At 74.6% G+C, this 15003-nt stretch carries 15 protein-coding genes, 1 tRNA gene and 1 pseudogene; 10 read left to right on the top strand and 7 right to left on the bottom strand.

Annotated elements, in window-relative coordinates:
• The first annotated feature begins 482 nt into the window (after nt 1–482).
• Nucleotides 483–559, top strand: a tRNA-Arg gene (locus AB0G01_RS18280).
• 17 nt (nt 560–576) lie between these two features.
• Here the strand turns inward: AB0G01_RS18280 and AB0G01_RS18275 are convergent.
• The gene (locus AB0G01_RS18275; RefSeq protein ID WP_360946829.1) at nt 577–1443 is read right to left on the bottom strand and encodes a maleylpyruvate isomerase N-terminal domain-containing protein; all 867 of its coding nucleotides are present in this window, start codon (nt 1441–1443) and stop codon (nt 577–579) included.
• 353 nt (nt 1444–1796) lie between these two features.
• Nucleotides 1797–2357 (bottom strand): DUF5994 family protein, encoded by a 561-nt coding sequence (locus AB0G01_RS18270; protein ID WP_360946827.1) that lies wholly within the window; start codon nt 2355–2357, stop codon nt 1797–1799.
• 315 nt (nt 2358–2672) lie between these two features.
• Between AB0G01_RS18270 and AB0G01_RS18265 the strand changes: the two genes are divergently transcribed.
• The 3 genes from AB0G01_RS18265 to AB0G01_RS18255 all read left to right on the top strand — a co-directional run bounded on the left by AB0G01_RS18265 (nt 2673) and on the right by AB0G01_RS18255 (nt 3295).
• Nucleotides 2673–2837, top strand: coding sequence for an RGCVC family protein (locus AB0G01_RS18265; protein WP_360946825.1), 165 nt, complete (start codon nt 2673–2675; stop codon nt 2835–2837).
• 135 nt (nt 2838–2972) lie between these two features.
• Complete coding sequence (locus tag AB0G01_RS18260; RefSeq protein ID WP_360946823.1) at nt 2973–3125, top strand: DUF6307 family protein; 153 nt, start codon at nt 2973–2975, stop codon at nt 3123–3125.
• The gene (locus AB0G01_RS18255) at nt 3122–3295 is read left to right on the top strand and encodes a hypothetical protein (RefSeq protein WP_360946821.1); all 174 of its coding nucleotides are present in this window, start codon (nt 3122–3124) and stop codon (nt 3293–3295) included. The genes AB0G01_RS18260 and AB0G01_RS18255 overlap by 4 nt, the downstream gene beginning before the upstream one ends.
• A gap of 51 nt (nt 3296–3346) precedes the next feature.
• Here AB0G01_RS18255 and AB0G01_RS18250 read toward each other — a convergent pair whose 3' ends face one another.
• On the bottom strand, nt 3347–4270 hold the full coding sequence (locus AB0G01_RS18250) for an acyl-CoA desaturase (RefSeq protein WP_360946819.1): 924 nt from the start codon (nt 4268–4270) through the stop codon (nt 3347–3349).
• A gap of 559 nt (nt 4271–4829) precedes the next feature.
• On the opposite strand from AB0G01_RS18250, the gene AB0G01_RS18245 reads away from it, so the two are divergent.
• From AB0G01_RS18245 to AB0G01_RS18235, 3 genes and pseudogenes are all read left to right on the top strand, one after another.
• Complete coding sequence (locus AB0G01_RS18245; protein ID WP_360946817.1) at nt 4830–5669, top strand: GAF and ANTAR domain-containing protein; 840 nt, start codon at nt 4830–4832, stop codon at nt 5667–5669.
• Nucleotides 5666–5851 (top strand): hypothetical protein, encoded by a 186-nt coding sequence (locus AB0G01_RS18240; protein WP_360946815.1) that lies wholly within the window; start codon nt 5666–5668, stop codon nt 5849–5851. Before AB0G01_RS18245 ends, AB0G01_RS18240 begins: the two co-directional genes overlap by 4 nt.
• Nucleotides 5797–6105, top strand: a pseudogene (locus AB0G01_RS18235) (GAF domain-containing protein); the annotation flags it as partial. The gene AB0G01_RS18240 and the pseudogene AB0G01_RS18235, both read left to right, overlap by 55 nt.
• A gap of 44 nt (nt 6106–6149) precedes the next feature.
• Here the strand turns inward: AB0G01_RS18235 and AB0G01_RS18230 are convergent.
• Together AB0G01_RS18230 and AB0G01_RS18225 are read right to left on the bottom strand one after the other, a co-directional pair.
• Nucleotides 6150–7148 carry a hypothetical protein gene (locus AB0G01_RS18230; RefSeq protein WP_360947404.1) on the bottom strand — a complete coding sequence of 333 codons (999 nt, stop codon included), beginning with the start codon at nt 7146–7148 and terminating at the stop codon, nt 6150–6152.
• A 192-nt stretch (nt 7149–7340) separates the two neighbouring features.
• Nucleotides 7341–7877, bottom strand: coding sequence for a GNAT family N-acetyltransferase (locus tag AB0G01_RS18225; RefSeq protein WP_360946813.1), 537 nt, complete (start codon nt 7875–7877; stop codon nt 7341–7343).
• Between the two features lie 837 nt (nt 7878–8714).
• On the opposite strand from AB0G01_RS18225, the gene AB0G01_RS18220 reads away from it, so the two are divergent.
• The gene (locus AB0G01_RS18220; RefSeq protein ID WP_360946811.1) at nt 8715–8945 is read left to right on the top strand and encodes a hypothetical protein; all 231 of its coding nucleotides are present in this window, start codon (nt 8715–8717) and stop codon (nt 8943–8945) included.
• A gap of 138 nt (nt 8946–9083) precedes the next feature.
• Here AB0G01_RS18220 and AB0G01_RS18215 read toward each other — a convergent pair whose 3' ends face one another.
• Entirely contained in the window at nt 9084–9896 is an 813-nt protein-coding gene (locus AB0G01_RS18215; protein ID WP_360946809.1) for a transglycosylase SLT domain-containing protein, read from the bottom strand.
• A 652-nt stretch (nt 9897–10548) separates the two neighbouring features.
• Here AB0G01_RS18215 and AB0G01_RS18210 point away from each other — a divergent pair.
• Nucleotides 10549–10809 carry a hypothetical protein gene (locus tag AB0G01_RS18210; RefSeq protein WP_360946807.1) on the top strand — a complete coding sequence of 87 codons (261 nt, stop codon included), beginning with the start codon at nt 10549–10551 and terminating at the stop codon, nt 10807–10809.
• Nucleotides 10810–10829: 20 nt separating this feature from the next.
• Nucleotides 10830–14285 (top strand): CHAT domain-containing protein, encoded by a 3456-nt coding sequence (locus AB0G01_RS18205; protein ID WP_360946805.1) that lies wholly within the window; start codon nt 10830–10832, stop codon nt 14283–14285.
• A gap of 58 nt (nt 14286–14343) precedes the next feature.
• Here AB0G01_RS18205 and AB0G01_RS18200 read toward each other — a convergent pair whose 3' ends face one another.
• Nucleotides 14344–14931, bottom strand: a complete 588-nt coding sequence (locus AB0G01_RS18200) for a DUF4232 domain-containing protein (RefSeq protein ID WP_360946803.1) — start codon at nt 14929–14931, stop codon at nt 14344–14346.
• Nucleotides 14932–15003: the final 72 nt, after the last annotated feature.

Raw genomic sequence — 15003 nt, 5'->3', positions numbered from 1 at the left:
AAGGGGTTGTCCACCACTGTATGTCCACAGTGGACTTGGGAGCGAAGTCGCTCCGGGTGGTCTGCCACTCGCCGGGGTTGTGCTGTCGCGGTGCCTGAAATCCGGTTGACGGTGGAACTCGTGGTCGGTGACCATGGGTGCGTTGAACGAGCAGAGGAGGAAGTCGTGACGGGCAGGTGGGAGTGGCGTCGCCGCGCTGCGGTACCCGCTGTGCGCCGGCGGCTTCTCCCTTGGCAGCGCCCGGGAATTCCGGTGCGCGCGGGCTCCTCGCCGTGACGTAAGACCCGTCAGGCACCGGGAGCCGCCCATCGGGGAACCGAGCCGGGCGGCTCCTGCTTTTCCTCGCGTGCCGAGGTTTCCGGCCGGTCACCCCCGGCACGGGTTCTCGGGACGCGCCCAGACCACTTTCCCCCGCCCCCGCCGCCGATCCGTGCGACCAGGGCGATGCCGGCGGTCCGGCCACACCGTGGCCGGACCGCCACGCCCCCGTAGCTCAGGTGGACAGAGCGCGACGCTACGAACGTCGAGGTCCCAGGTTCGAGTTCTGGCAGGGGCACCACGTCCACCGCGTGGCGGTCACCCGGACGGCAGCGGGGCCGCGTTCGTGGGGAGGCGGACGGTGCGCAAGAACGCCGGCAGCAGCCACGGGCGGCGGCCGGTGACGCGGAGTCTGCCGGTCAGCACGGCGCGGGCCCGGCTCACGCGGCCGAACAGCACGAGGTTCAGGGTGGACGGGTCGAACGAGACCCGGGCGTCGGCGGGGTCGTCGGCTTCCTGGACGCGGACGCGCCCGTGGTGCAGCACGAGCGTCACGGGTGCGGTGTGGCGGGACCGGAAGGCGACGGCGATGCGCCGGTCGTCGGGCGGGGGACCGTCGAGCAGGCGGCCGACGTCGTTGCGGATCATGCCGACGACGAACAGGTCGAAGAACGGCGCGGCCTCGCGCGGTGCGATCGGCCACGGGGTCCGGGTCGCGCGGGCGATGTCCCAGCCGTGCACGAGCATCTCGTTGACCAGGTGGGCGAGGACACCCCCGAGGGGCACCCGCGAGTTGCCCAGCCACGGCACGGGCTGCCGCAGGTCGGCGTTCGCGGCCAGGTCGACGACGGTGCCGGCGGCCGACCGCAGGGTGGCGGCCAGGACGGCGGGATCGCGTTCGGTGAACTGCCCCAGCGTCCTGTTGTTCATCTCGGCCACGGTGTCCACCGTCACCTCGGCCACCTGGTCGGCCACCGCGCGGCGCACCTCGCCACCGTCGGGGGCGAGCATCTCCGCGTAGCGGACGGCGATGGCCGTCACGTGCGCGGCGGTGTCGGCCACGGTCCAGTCGGCGGTGGCCGGCGCACCCGGTGCGGGGGCCCGGGTGATGAGGTCGGCGAACCTCGCGGCGACTTCGGGCAGCACTTCCCGCACGACCGCTTCCTGCCCGGACACGTCGGTCATGGCACCTCCAGCCGTTTTCGGCGGCCTTCGGAAGGTAGCAGCGCGCCAAGTCCTTCGGTGGCACGGGATTGCGGCGCATCGGGGACCGGTGGCGGGAGCCGGGCAGAGCGGTTCCGGCCAGGCCACGGCACACGAAGGCATCCGATCGCCGTGGGGTCCGCGTCAGACCTCGACCTGCTCCGTGAACCACTCGTACCCGGTACGGCCGAACGCGCGCAGCGGTTTCCCGCCGACGCCCGCATCGTGGGCGGTGGGGACCGACAGTCGGGTTCGGGCACCTCGGGGACACCGAACCGCGACCGCCCGGGACTTCGGCTCAGCGACTCAGGGGGAGACGACCGCAGCGGGCGGGGTCAGGCCACGCCGGACACGGACGCACGGCCTACGACGCCATTCACGGTTTCCCACCGGTTCTCCTCGTCGTGCCGCTGCGGGCGGACGCGCATGGCGATCGGGTACGCCTTGTTCCGGCCGGAGGCCACGGCGTTGTCGGCCATGATCTGCTCGACGGTCGTGGTCCGGTTCGAGGTCGACGCGGCGCGCAGCACGGCGTGGGCGACCTCGACCGACGTCCTCGGCGGGATCACCAGCAGCCGGATCCGGGAGTGGTCGGCCCGGATCAGGTTCACCGTGTCGGGGTGGGTGGAGGGGAAGCCCTCCAGGCGCACCGCGAAGTCGCCGACCGTGATCCGGCGGGCGGCCCGCTGCCAGGTGCGCAGGTGGTAGGCGACCCGCAGCACGGGGTCGGCCACGCCCATCGCGGCGATCAGCGGGGGGAACTCGGCCGCCGGGTCGGTGGACCACGGCCACCAGGCACCGTCGACCTTTCCGCCGCGATCGGATTCGAGCTTCACGGCCAGGCGCGGCTCGTGTGACCGGGCTGCGTCCGTCGTGTCGAGGGGGTCCGGGGTCATCCAGTCGCTTCCCGCCTCCGGTCGGGCCAGCCGACCGGACATCGTGGTGCGCCCAAGGCGGCACCGGCTCGATCGCCGACGCACGACATACCCTCGGTACCCGCAGCTTACGCCCTGACCCGCGTCGGGGGAGGTACCGGAGTAAGGTGGAGGCGACGGGAGCATGTCGCGCGCCGCATTTCGACGCCGTCGCACCGGGCCGCCGCAGAGGGTCAGCACAGAGGGTCAGCACCCGGGCGTGCACCGCCGACAACCCCGTGGGATCCGCCGGGACCTCCGGCCTCCCGCCTTCCACACCGCTCATCGGAGCACCGCATGACCGCGATCATCCCGAACGACGTCAAAATCGACACCGAGGCCGGTGGCGAGGACCGCTGCACCGCCTGCCCCCACCCCCTGAGCTCCCACGACGCGCTCGGCGAGCGCTTCTGCGCGGCGACCGTCTCCTCCGCGCTGGACCGGGCCTGCATCTGCCGGTGACGGCGGGGTCCCGGGGTGTAACGTCACACCTCATCGGGAGACTCACCTGAAGTCCGCCCGCACCTTCCCCGTTCGCGCGGCGACCCCGGCAGTGGTCGGGTGCGCGCCCGCGAGACGGGGAGAAAGTCGGAAATCATGTCAAGCCAGTACGTTTCCCGGTACGAAGCGCGAGTCGAGCTCGTGCGCGCCACCGTGCGCGAGATGTCCGACCTGGACGACAAGGCGGCCTTCGCGGTCGCGGTGCGCGTCGTGCACGAACTGGACCACTCACCGGAGAGCGTCCGATGACCGAACGCTCCACCGACGCCGTCTTCAGTCACCCGGACGTGCACCGGCCCGCGACGCAGGCCGAGCCGCCCGCCGGCGGGGAGCGGCTGCCGGACCCGGTCTTCCAGGAACCGGACCACGCCCCGGCCGGGGACGACTCGTCCCGGCGGGGCGCTCGCACGTCGGAGTAGCCCGACCGGCCGGCGTGGTCCGGCCGGTCCCGGTAATCCGGCCGCCGGTGCTCACCTGCGCAGCGCGGCCAGTCGCCGGGGGCGCGGCCAGCGCACCTGCCAGGCCCAGCCGAGCTGCTCGAACACCCGGATCACCCGGGCGGAGATGTCGATCTGCCCGCGACCCACGCCGTGCCGGGCGCACGTCGGGTCGGCGTGGTGGGAGTTGTGCCACGACTCGCCCATCGACAGGACGGCCAGCGGCCAGAAGTTGGCCGACCGGTCGCGGGAGGCGAACGGGCGGTCGCCGATCATGTGGCAGACCGAGTTCACCGACCAGGTCACGTGGTGCTGGAACGAGATCCGGGCCAGACCGGCCCACAGGAACGCGGTCAGCGCACCCCACCACGACCAGGTGATCAGGCCGCCGAGCAGCGCCGGCAGGCCCGCGCTCAGCGCCACCCACAGCGGGAAGAGCCGGTCCACGGCGCGGATGTCGTCGTCGGCTTCGAGGTCGGGCGCGAACCGCGCGACGTTCGTGGTGTCGCGGCCGAACAGCCACCCCATGTGCGCGTGCCAGAAACCCCGCGCGAGCGCGACCGGGCCGGTGCCGAACAGCCACGGCGAGTGCGGGTCGCCCTCGCGGTCGGAGAACGCGTGGTGCCGCCGGTGGTCGGCCACCCACCCGATCACCGGGCCCTGCGCGGCCAGGCCGCCGGCGATCGCGAGCGCGATCCGCAACGGGCGCTTGGCCTTGAACGCGCTGTGCGTGAAGTAGCGGTGGTAGCCGACCGTGACCCCCAGCGTGGACACCGTGAAGAACACCGCCGCCAGCGCGAGGTCGACCCAGCTCAGGCCCCAGCCCCAGGTCAGCGGGACGGCGGCGACCAGCGCCGCGAACGGGATCAGCAGGAACGCCCGGATGGTCACGAGTTCGCCCCGGGTCCGGGGTTCGGCGAGCACCGGTTTCGGTGCGCCGGATATGACGGTGGTCATCGGCACGTCCTTCTCTGACGGCGTGGCACGGCCGGTGCGCGAGTGCGCCGGTCATGGGGAACGGGGGTCGCAACGCGGACGGGGTCCGGAATCCGCGACACCTCGACGAGTAGCTCCCGGCCGCTGAAGGGCGGGCGACTGCCTGCGAAGGGCTCAACTTCACGCTACACCTGTGTGGAGCACCCGGCAGATTGCCGAAAATACGGCCATGTGCGCCGTGGACGACCCTCACGGCGGCGGGTGTTCGAGGGACGCGGCGGTGGCGTTCCTGTCGGCAGCCCGGCGGTGATCGGGTTCGCCGGTCGCGGAACGGCCGGGCGGCCTGCTCCGCTCTGTCCACTGTGGACCAAGATTGGTCGGTGCCGCAGGCACCTGGTGCGCCGCAACCGCGTGTTCCGGCCGTGGATCGTGGCAGCTTCGTGATCGTGCGGTGCGGCGCGCACGCAACGGCGGAGTCGACGCGGCCGTTACGTTGGTCCCAGTCGACTTCGGCGGCTGAACTGCCCGCCGACCGGCTCACCTGTTCGGGCCACCGGACCGGGCAGCGGTGAGAGGCGGCATGACCGGGGTGAACCACGACCGCCCTCCCGACGGTGTCGGCGCGAGCCGTCGCCGGGGTGACGCGCCGGCCGCCGGCGTGTGGGCCCGGCTGCGGGAGCTGGCCGAGCGGGACGGCGAACCGGTGTCCGTGCGGCACGCCGTGCTCGTCTGCGTGGAGGTGCTGGCCGCCACCGGCGGGTGCCTCTCGCTATCCCGGAACGGCAACCTGCACGAACCCGTCCACGCCACCGACGAGCGCAGCCACGAGGTCGAGGAGTTGCAGACCACCTTCGGCGAGGGGCCCGGCGTCGACTCGGTGGCGTGGGGCTCGCCGGTGCTCGTCGACGACCTGCGCACCGCCGAGTCCGCCGCGCGGTGGCCGCTGTTCGCGGTGCGGGCGGCGGAGCTCGGCGTGCGGTCGGTGGTCGCCCTCCCGGTGCGGGCGGGCGAGGCCCGGCTGGGCGCGCTGGTCTGCCACCGGGACGAGCCGGGGGTGCCCGGCACCGCCGCCCTGGGCCGGGCGCTCGCCTGCGCGGACGCCGTGCCGGCGCTGGTGCTGGACGAGCGCGGCGGCGTCGGCCCGGTCCTGGACGACTTGCTCGACGGCAGCTTCACCATCCACCGCGCCCGCGTGCACCAGGCCGCCGGCATGGTCGCGATCCAGCTCGGGGTGGACCTCGTCCACGCCCTGGCCCGGTTGCGCGCCCACGCCGTGGCCGACGGGCGACCGATCTCCGACACCGCCGACGACGTGATCGCCCGGCGGCTCCGCCTCACCCACCACGACCACGGTCTTCCCCTTGCCGAGGGCGGCGACGGCGACGGCGCGAAGGGCACCGAGGAGGGCAACGACCGGTGAAAACCCGAGACCAGCGCATCCGGGACACCTTCATCCTGCTCGCCGACACCCTGGTGGACCGGTTCGACGTGATCGACTTCCTCGACCTGCCGGCGCGCCGCTGCGCCGAGCTGACGGAGGTCGACGCGTGCGGCCTGCTCCTGGCCGACCACCACGACACGCTGACCACCACGACACGCTGACCACCGTGGCCGCCTCCACCGAGCGCGCCCGGCTGCTGGAGCTGTTCCAGTCGCAGAACTCGGAGGGGCCCTGCCCGGACTCCTACCGCACCGGCGAGCGGGTGACCTGCCCCGACCTCGCCCGCGCGCGGGAGCGGTGGCCGAGGTTCACCGCCGCCGCGCTCGACAGCGGGTTCCACGGCGTGCACGTCCTGCCGCTGCGGCTGCGGGACCAGGTCATCGGCACGATGAACCTGTTCACCACCGCACCCGGGGAGCTCGACCCGGCGGTGCTGCAACTCGCCCAGGCCCGCGCCGGTCAGGTGAACAGGGCGGCCAGCTCGTTGCGCTGCGCCGCCTGGAACACCCGGCCGGCCGTCGTGCCGGGACCGGCGGGCACCACGACCCGCACCACGCCCGGCCGGTCGGCGGGCACCTCGGCCTCCGCGTCGCGCAGCACCGTCGACCACACCGGGCCCCGGGCGGGCGTCACGTCGTCCAGCCTGGCCTGCACCCGGTCGCGCAGGTCGGCGGGCGCGGATGATGGCGCGCACGCCACCTCGTCGACCCGGTCGTCCTCCGCGCGGACCCCGACCGCGACCGGCGACGGACCGGTGACGATCAGCGCCACCACGACCTCGCCCAGGCACGACGCGAGCGCGGCGACGGACCCGTCGTCCGCCAGCGTCGACCCGCCCGGCTCGACCACCCAGGCCAGCGACCCGCCGGACGTCCCGAACGAGATCGAGTCGGGCGCTACCCGGACCTTGTTGAACCCGGCCACGATCCCCATCTGGGCGAACGGGCTCCTCAGGTCCACCTCGCCGTCGTTCGCGGTGATCCACGTGGTCGCGCCGGCCTCGTCGGCGCGCTTGGCCCCGCTGCGCTCGAACTTGCTGTTGACCAGCGTGACGTCCACCCGCGTCCACAGCACGCCCGCCCAGTTCGGCGGCTTCCCGACCCGGATCGCCTCGGCGGCGTCGCGCGGGTCGAACCCGATCGCGTCGCCCAGCAGGGACGACCTCGGCGCGAGGTCGGAGTAGCCGTAGCCCTCCAGACCGCGGAAGCGCTGCGCGTCGGACGTCGTCAGCTCGCGCACCGCGTTCACGTCGCCGTACTCGATCATGAGGGCCGAGTCGGCCGTGGCCCGGACCTTGCGCAGCGCGCCGACCAACCCGGTGGGGCTCGGTTGTTCCACCACCGAGGTGCCGCCGACCGGCGACCCGACCGGTGTCCCGGCCGTCGTCGCGCACCCGACCAGCGCCGCCAGGGCGACGCCCGCCGCCGCGCCGCGCACCCCGCGTGAAAGAGCCCTCATCGGCCCGATCGTATGGTCCGGTCCTGAGCCGCACGTCCGTTTCGGCGAATCACCGCCGCCCGGTGACGGTGCGGGGCCGGGCAGTGGTGCGGCGAGCTGCGGATCTTCCTCGGTCTCCCGGGGGCTGCGCCTGGCGAAGCACGTCGGCCACTGCGGCGCGGGGACGTCCGACACCCCGGCCGTGGAGTTCGCCTAGCTCTGTCGCAGGTCCAGCCACATGATGCGGAGACCGACGTGGCCGTCGGCGGGGTGGCGGAACGCCCCGGGGGCGACGCCCAGGGTGATGAATCCGAGGCTCTCGTACAGGCGGATCGCGGCTGTGTTGGTGTCGACGACGGCGTTGAACTGGATCGCCGCGAAGCCGTTCCGCCGTGCCCACGCGACCATGTCCGTGACGAGGGCCCGTCCCACGCCCGCGCCCCGTGCTCGCCTGGCGACCATCAGGCTCCCCGAGGCGATGTGGTTTCCGGGGCCGGGCCGGTTGGCGTACATGTTCGCGGTACCCAGCACCCGGTGGCCGTCGGCGGCGACGACCACCCTGGCCGGTGCGGGCACCAGCCAGCCGCGCTCGGCTTCCCGCTCGCTCATCGCGGGGTCGTAGGGGAAGGTCCGCTGCTCGGTGATGACGTCGTGGACGATGGGCCAGATCCGCGACCAGTCGTCTTCGTGAGCCTCGCGGATCGTGAACGCCGACGCGGCGGGACGTAGTCGGTCAGCCGTGGCGTCCACCGCTGACGTTCCGGGACCACCGCCGGTAGCGGGCTCGACACGTGATCGCACGTCCCCACCCTGCTGGCGGCCGGTCGACGTGCGCAACCCGATTACCTCGCACGTCCTCCGCCGGCCGCTGCGGCTCGGCCTGGACCTGGCCGCCGCGCGGGCCGCCGACCTGGGGGTGCGTGAGATCGCGTGCTGAGCACGCGCCGGTGCCGGAGCGTGACGCCGGGCCGGTGAGCCACGTCGAATGGCGGACCGGCCCGGCGTGGGCACCCGGGGTGGCATCAAGGGGGACGCTCCCCATCTCCCTGGTGGTCGCGCGCGCGACCCGTTCGGTTCCGCGATGCTCTGGTGTTCACCCGACCGGTGGACGGTGACGTGCACTTACGGCACGTGCGTGGACGTGGCCGAGGGTGGTCGACGTGCTGGTGGTGCCGGGCGGGTACATCGACAGGAACGGGCCGGGCGTGCACCGGCTGAACGCCGACCAGGGCTTCCCGCGCCGGCTCGCCGGGATGTCGGCGCTGCCGGGGGCCGCCGGACGGCTTCGTCGGCGGGACAGGTCCGACGCGGCCGGGGCGCAACGGCCGCCCGGCCCGTCGCCGCACGCGGTGCGACCGGCCGCCCGCCGGGTTGGTGAAGCGCCCGGGAAACCCCCTCCGACCTGCGGATTGCAGCGGCGTGCAAGCCGTGTGCACGACCGCTCCGGCACACTGGGGGCAGAGGCGGTCTGCCAAGCCCGGGGGGGCTCAGGGGGGAGGGCCGCTTCCTCTCCACCACCACGGCCGCGCGGGGCGGAACACGGTCCGCGCGTTCCATCAGCCTCCCCGACCACCACCGGGAGGACTCGTGACAACGGGTCGTCTGCTGCCGGGCGTCTTCGCCGAGCAGCGCCACCTCGTGCCGGCCGGCGAGCCGGCCCACCACTCGGCCCACGTGGGCGACCGCTACCGGGCGGTCTGCCGGGCGCTGTGCCTGCCCATGCCGGACCGCGGGCGTCACCTGTGGCTCGACTGGCCCATCTGCCCGAACTGCGCCCGCCACCTGTCCGCCGGTCCGGTCGGCTCCGCCGTCGCCTGACCGGGCCGGCACCACCCGGCCGCCGGCGGAACCCGACGCCGGGCGCGGCGCGGTGCGGTCGGTACGCGGGGATGTTTGAGCGCGGGTACCCGGAGGGTGCGCGGCGCGCTCGGGGGCCGCTGCCGGTGGGGACGAGGCTCAGTAGCCCCGGTAGCCGGTGCCGTTGCTGATGCCCACCAGGCCGGGGTGGTTGCCGAAGCCGCCGTAGCGGGCGTAGGTGTAGCGGACGCCGGCGATGATGTTGTCCACCGGGTTGTAGATGTCGTCGTGGCCGGCGATCTTGTAGGACTGGAACGTGGGGTCGATGCACTGCATCAGGCCCTTGGACGGGGTGCCGCGCATGGCGTTGGAGTCCCACGTGTTGACCGCGACGGGGTTGCCGTTGGACTCCTTCTGGATGATCGTCCAGATCTCGTCCACGCTGCTCTCGTCGATCGGGGTGCCGTTGGCGGCGAGGATCGCGATGGCCTCGCGGATCCAGCCCTCGACCTGGCGCTGCTTGGCCGGCTTGCGCGCTTCCTCGGCGTCCTTCGCGTCCTTGGCGGCCTTCTCCTCGGCGGCCTTCTGGCGGACCGCGTAGCCGTCCGTCGCGACGCCGCTGGCCTGGCTGAACGCCTGGAGCGCGGTGAGCTGCTCGTGGCGGATCATCCGGGCGGTCTCCGAGCCGAGGTCGATCGAGTGGACCGTCTCGACGTTGCCGGTGCGGATGTGGTCGTCCGGCACGCCGCCGAACTCCGCGCCGCCCGCGAGCGGGTTGAGCGCGCCGCTGGTCATCGCGTGGGCGGCGGCTCCGGCTCCGGTGACGATGCCGACCGCGACGGCGACCGCGGAGAGCCTCCTGGGCAGCGTGCGGTCCGGTTCGGCGCGGTGAGCACCGGTGTACCCGGGAGCCTGGGCGCTGACCGTGTAGACGATCTGCTCCTGCCCGCGGGGCTTCCTGTGGCGAGCCAAGGGTAGGGCCTCCTGCGTCGGGGAGCCCGATCACCGACAACCTGGCGGGGGATCCAGGCCGGGCCGCGTCCGGGGGAAAACGGGCCCGTGTCTCTCCAGTGATCGAACCGTTATCTGCGGCCGGGAACGTAACCGCTGGTGACTGCCAGGGGCAAGCGATGACCCATTAGGGGTGATCTTAGTCACGTTTGTTGACAGAAGTACTACACAGGGTTAACCGCTGGGGAGGCAATGTCGACTGGGCCGTTCGGCCGTCCACCGGTTGCGCCGCGCCGGTCGACTGGAGGCGATGCCCGCGCGGAACGCCGGCCGCGCGAGCGCGAGCGGCGAGGGTCGACCCGGTCCAGGCTTTCGGCCGGCGGTTCCGCCCACCCGTGGGCGTGGTCGAAACGCCGAGGACCCCGGGCAAGGGCGGGCGGGACCGGTTCCGCTCCGGTCCCGCCCGGTAAAAGGCATTCGGAACGGGGTCCGATCCGGTTCACGCTTTTTTGCCCACCTCCTGAACCGGGTTCCGGTGGCCGCGCTCAGCACGCCCGACCGGGGTGTCCCGGCGACCCGCCGTTCACCCGAAAGAGCGGGAATTATGCTGTTCGAGGCACCGGGGTCCGAAAACCCGGCGATTCGGACACGAGTGACGAGGACAGGCGGACTGATGGCGGGGCAGTACGGTCGATCCACGGGGCAGCGCCAACCGGCTTTCGGGCGGGTCGACCCGTTCTGCCTGTTCGCCGTCGTGCCGATGCTGCTGTTGGCGGGCCTGATGTTCTGGGGTGGTCTGGCGCTGGTCGCGGTGCTCGTCATCGTGTTCGCGGCGCTGGTGGTCCTGTTCGACTCGTGGTCCAACCGGCCGCTCAAGCCCGGCCGACCCGACCACGACGACCAGGACGACTACGAGCCGGGCGAGCGCCGCTGACCCCGACTAGGGTCGACCCCGTGCGATTACCGCAACCCGCCGCCGCCCTCGCGCAGCGGGTCGAGGCGTTCCAGCGGACCGGCGACGCGTCGGCGCTGTTCGCCGGCGACGTCGAAGCCGAGACCTGGGCCCTGCTCGACGGGCTCGACGAGAACGCCCCCGACGACGTGCGCCGCCTGCTCGCCGCCCTGTTCCACCTGAGGTTCGAGCACCGCCTCGCGATCACCGACCTGGCGCACGCCGTGGCCTGGCACTGGTCCGGCCCGGCCGAGGACCGGCCGCCGCTGCTGCGCCGCCTGCTGCCCGGTCCGGACGCGCACCCCGCGAGCCAGTTCGGCGCGGCCGTCGCGTTCGCCGGGGTGGGCGACCACCCCATCGCCCCGCGCATGGCGATCGTCCTGCTGGAACACCTGGTCGAGGACACCTCGCACCGCGACCACGCCCGCCACGCGAGCCTGCTGGTGCTGCTGAACCTGGAGATCTTCCGCCAGGGCCACGACCCCCGGGCGGCCGACGAGCTGCTGGACCGCGCCCGCGCGTGCCTGGCGGTCCTGCCGCGCCGGCACCCCGACCGGGGCTGGTTCCTGGGCGCGGTGGCGGTCGGGCTGGGCATCCGGGTCGAGGCGGGCAGCCTCGGCGACATCCGGGAGGCCGTCGAGATCGGCGAACTGGCCCTGGCCACGCCGGTCCGCCGGGCCCGGGTCGGGCTGCGGCTGCGGCGCTACCGCCACCCGTTCGAACGGGTCCTGGACGACCACGCCGCCGGCTACGAGCCACCGGACAACCGGGAGGCGGTGGCCGACCACCTGGCCCGCACCTACCTGGTCCGGTTCCGGTTCGGCTCCGGCGGCCCGGACCTGGACCGGGCGCTGGCCCTGTTCACCGCGATCGGCTCGGCCGGCGGGGTGGCACGGGCGGCGCTCGCCCGGTTCGACCTCGCCGGCGACCCCGCCGACCTGCGGCTGGCCGCCGACGCGGGCCGGGACGACCCGGCGCTCGCCGGGCTGGCCGGGTTCGCCGCCTCGCCCCGCCGGGCCGACCCGACCCTGCCCGCGCACAGCCGGGGCGGGCGGCTGCGCCGGCTGTGGCTGGCCCACTACGAAGCCACCCTCGACCCGGCCGACCTGGGCGCGGCGAGCGTCGACCCGGCCGACACCGCGAACCTCGGCGCGGCGAGCGCGGACCCGGCCGACACCGCCGACCTGGACCTGCTGATCGCCGTCGGCGAGCTCGCGCTGGAGGTCAACGGCGTGACCTTCGTCCTGGACGAGACACCGCTCGCGGCCAACGCCGACGACCCGGTGCGGGACCGGTTCCTGGTCCGGCTGGCCGACGCCCACCGCCGCCGGTTCGAGGCGGTGGGCGCGGCGGCCGACATCCGGCGCGCCGCCGACCTGGCCGACCAGATCGGCGAGGTGGCCGACGCCGCGGACGTGAGCGCGATGGCCGAGGTCTACCGCCTGCGGTTCGCCGAGTCCGGCGCGGCGGACGACCTGGAGACGGCGCTCGCCCTGCACGAACGGGCCTTCGACCTGGCCGGCGGACCCCTGATCACCGCCCGGCTGGCCCGCGCGCACCTCGCCGCGTTCGAGGCGACCGGCGTCGACGCCCACCTGGACCGGGCCGCCGGGCTCGCCCCGGACGCACCCGGCCTGCTCCGCCTGCGCTACGCCCGGCACGGCCGGGCCGAGGACCTGGACCGGGTCGTGGCCCGCGCCGAGGCCGCCGCGACGATCCCGTCCGCCGCGTCCCTGGTCGCGCTGGCCCGAGCGCGCACCGCGCGGTTCGACGCGCTGGGCGACCCGGCCGACGCCCGCCGCGCGGTGGCGGCGGCGACCGAGGCCCTGGCGCACGACCCGGACCCGCGCCTGCGGGTCGCCCGGCTGACCGCGCTCGCCGCCGCGTGCCTGCGGCTGCACGCCGTCGCCCCCGACGAGGTCCCGCCGCTCGATCCGCTGATCGCCGGCTACGCCGAACCGGCCCCGGACCTGCCCGCGTTGCGCGCCGAGGCCGGTCGCGAGATCGGCGTGCTGGCCCTCGCGCTGGGACGTCCCGAGCAGGCCGCGCGGGTGCTGCGGGACGCCGTCGGGCTGCTGCGCGCCGTGGTGTGGCGGGACAGCGCCTGGTCCGAGCAGGAGCAGGCGCTGGTCGCGCACCGCCTGCTACCCGGCGACGCGGTGGCCGCGCACCTGGCCGCCGGCGACCCGGAGGGCGCGGTGGAGATCGCCGAGCGGGGGCGCGCGATCGTCCTCGACGCCGAACTGGGCACCCGCGCCGACCTCGCGGACCTGGCCCGGGTGCACCCGCGCGCCGCGCGCAGGCTGGCCGAGGTGCACGCGCGGCTCACCGAGCCGATGCTCGCCGACCTGACCGGGTCGACCAGGGACACCGTGGGCTCGGCGAACCGCACCCGCCTGTGGGCCGAGCGCGACCGCCTGGTGGACGCGGCCCGCGAGCTGCCCGGCCTGGCCGGGTTCCTGCGCCCCGCACCGGTGCGGGAGACCGCGTCGGAGGGCCCGATCGTGCTGCTCAACGCCGCCGCCGGCCGGGCCGACGCGGTCGTGGTGACCGGCGACGGTGTCGTGCACCTCGACCTGCCGCTGCTCGCCGCCGGGCTGGCGGAGCACCGGGCGGCCCTGCACGACGCGGTGCCCGCGACCCGGCCGGGCGGGAGGGCGCACGCCCGCCGGGTGCTCACCGACCTGCTGGACTGGCTGTGGACGGCCGCCGTCTCCCCGGTGGTCGACGTGGTGGGCGGCGGGCGGGTGTGGTGGCTGCCGCTCGGGCCGTTGGGCGACCTGCCGTTCCACGCGGCGGGCGACGCGTTGGACCTGCTGGTGTCGTCCTACCTGCCGACCGTCCGCACCCTGGACCACGCCCGCCGCCGGCCCCGGCCGGCGGTGCGCCGGCAGCTCACCGTCGCCGTGGAGCACACGGCCGGACTGCCCCGGCTGCCCGGCACGGTGGCCGAGGCGGCGGTGCTGCACGCCCGGCACCCCGACGACCCGCTCCTGGTGGACCCGACCACCCGGCAGGTGCTCGACGCGGTCGGCGACTGCACGTGGGTGCACTTCGCGTGCCACGCGACCGTGGACCCGGGCACCAGCTCCCGCGCCGTGCTGCACCTGACCGACGAGGTGCTCACGGTCGAGGCGATCGGCAGGCTGCACCCCGAGCACGCCGAGCTCGCGTACCTGTCCGCGTGCTCGACGGCCGCGCGCGGCCGGTACGTCGACGAGCCGCTCAACCTGGCCGCCGCCTTCCACCTGGCGGGCTTCCGGCACGTGGTGGCCGGCCTGTGGCCGGTCGACGACGCGCTGGCCGCCCGCACGGCCACGGCGTTCTACGACCTGCTGCCCGACACCCCGTCCGCCGACACCGCCGCGCACGCCGTCCGCGAGGTCGCGCGCGGCCTGCGCGCCCGGTTCCCGGGCCGCCCGGACGTGTGGGCGGGCCTCGTGCACAGCGGGCCGTGACGCGGACGGTACGTGCCGAGCCGTCCACCACCTGCCGGCGGGACGACCGGGGACGCGGTCATTCGCCCTGGCCCTCCGGCGCGCGCCACGGGCTCAGCCCGATCCGGCCGGTGCTGCCGAGGTCGATGGTGGTGGCCTCGGAGTCCGTCGACGGCGGGCCGCCGTCGACGCCCAGCCGGGGGGTGAACGTCCGGCGGGGGAGTCCCGCGAGCGGCGCGATGTCGATCCGCACGCCGACCTGCGGCGGCTTGGTGGTGTCGTCGTAGGTGTTGCGCCACACGATGCCCGCCGTGGCCCGGTCGCCGGGCCCCAGGGCGAATTCGGCCGGGGGCGCTTCGAACGACTCGATCAGCGAGATCCCCGCCGACCCGTGCTCGACCCGCACCTCCAGCGGCTGCCCGTCCTCGTCCAGCAGGCGCACGTCCGGGTAGCCCGCGATCCGGTGCGTTCCGGTGCCGCAGTTGCGCATCTCCAGCGTGAGCACCCGCAGGCCCGTCGCGGCCTCACCGCCGATCGCGGCGATCTCCACCCCGCCCTCCGGGCACGCCGGCGCGGTCGGGCTCGGACTGGGCGCGGGAGGGGGCGGCGGACCGCCGCACGCCGTCACGGCCAGCAGGAGCACGAGGGGAACGAGTCGACCGGGCACCCCGTGACTATTCCACGGCCGCGCCGCACGTCGCTGCCCGCCGGGTGGACCGGGCGGCCCGCCGGACCCGTG

It is taken from the genome of Actinosynnema sp. NPDC023587, assembly GCF_040640215.1.
Classification (GTDB): domain Bacteria; phylum Actinomycetota; class Actinomycetes; order Mycobacteriales; family Pseudonocardiaceae; genus Actinosynnema.
Note: the sequence above shows the minus strand (reverse complement) of the source record. Positions and strands in the feature narration are given on the sequence as shown.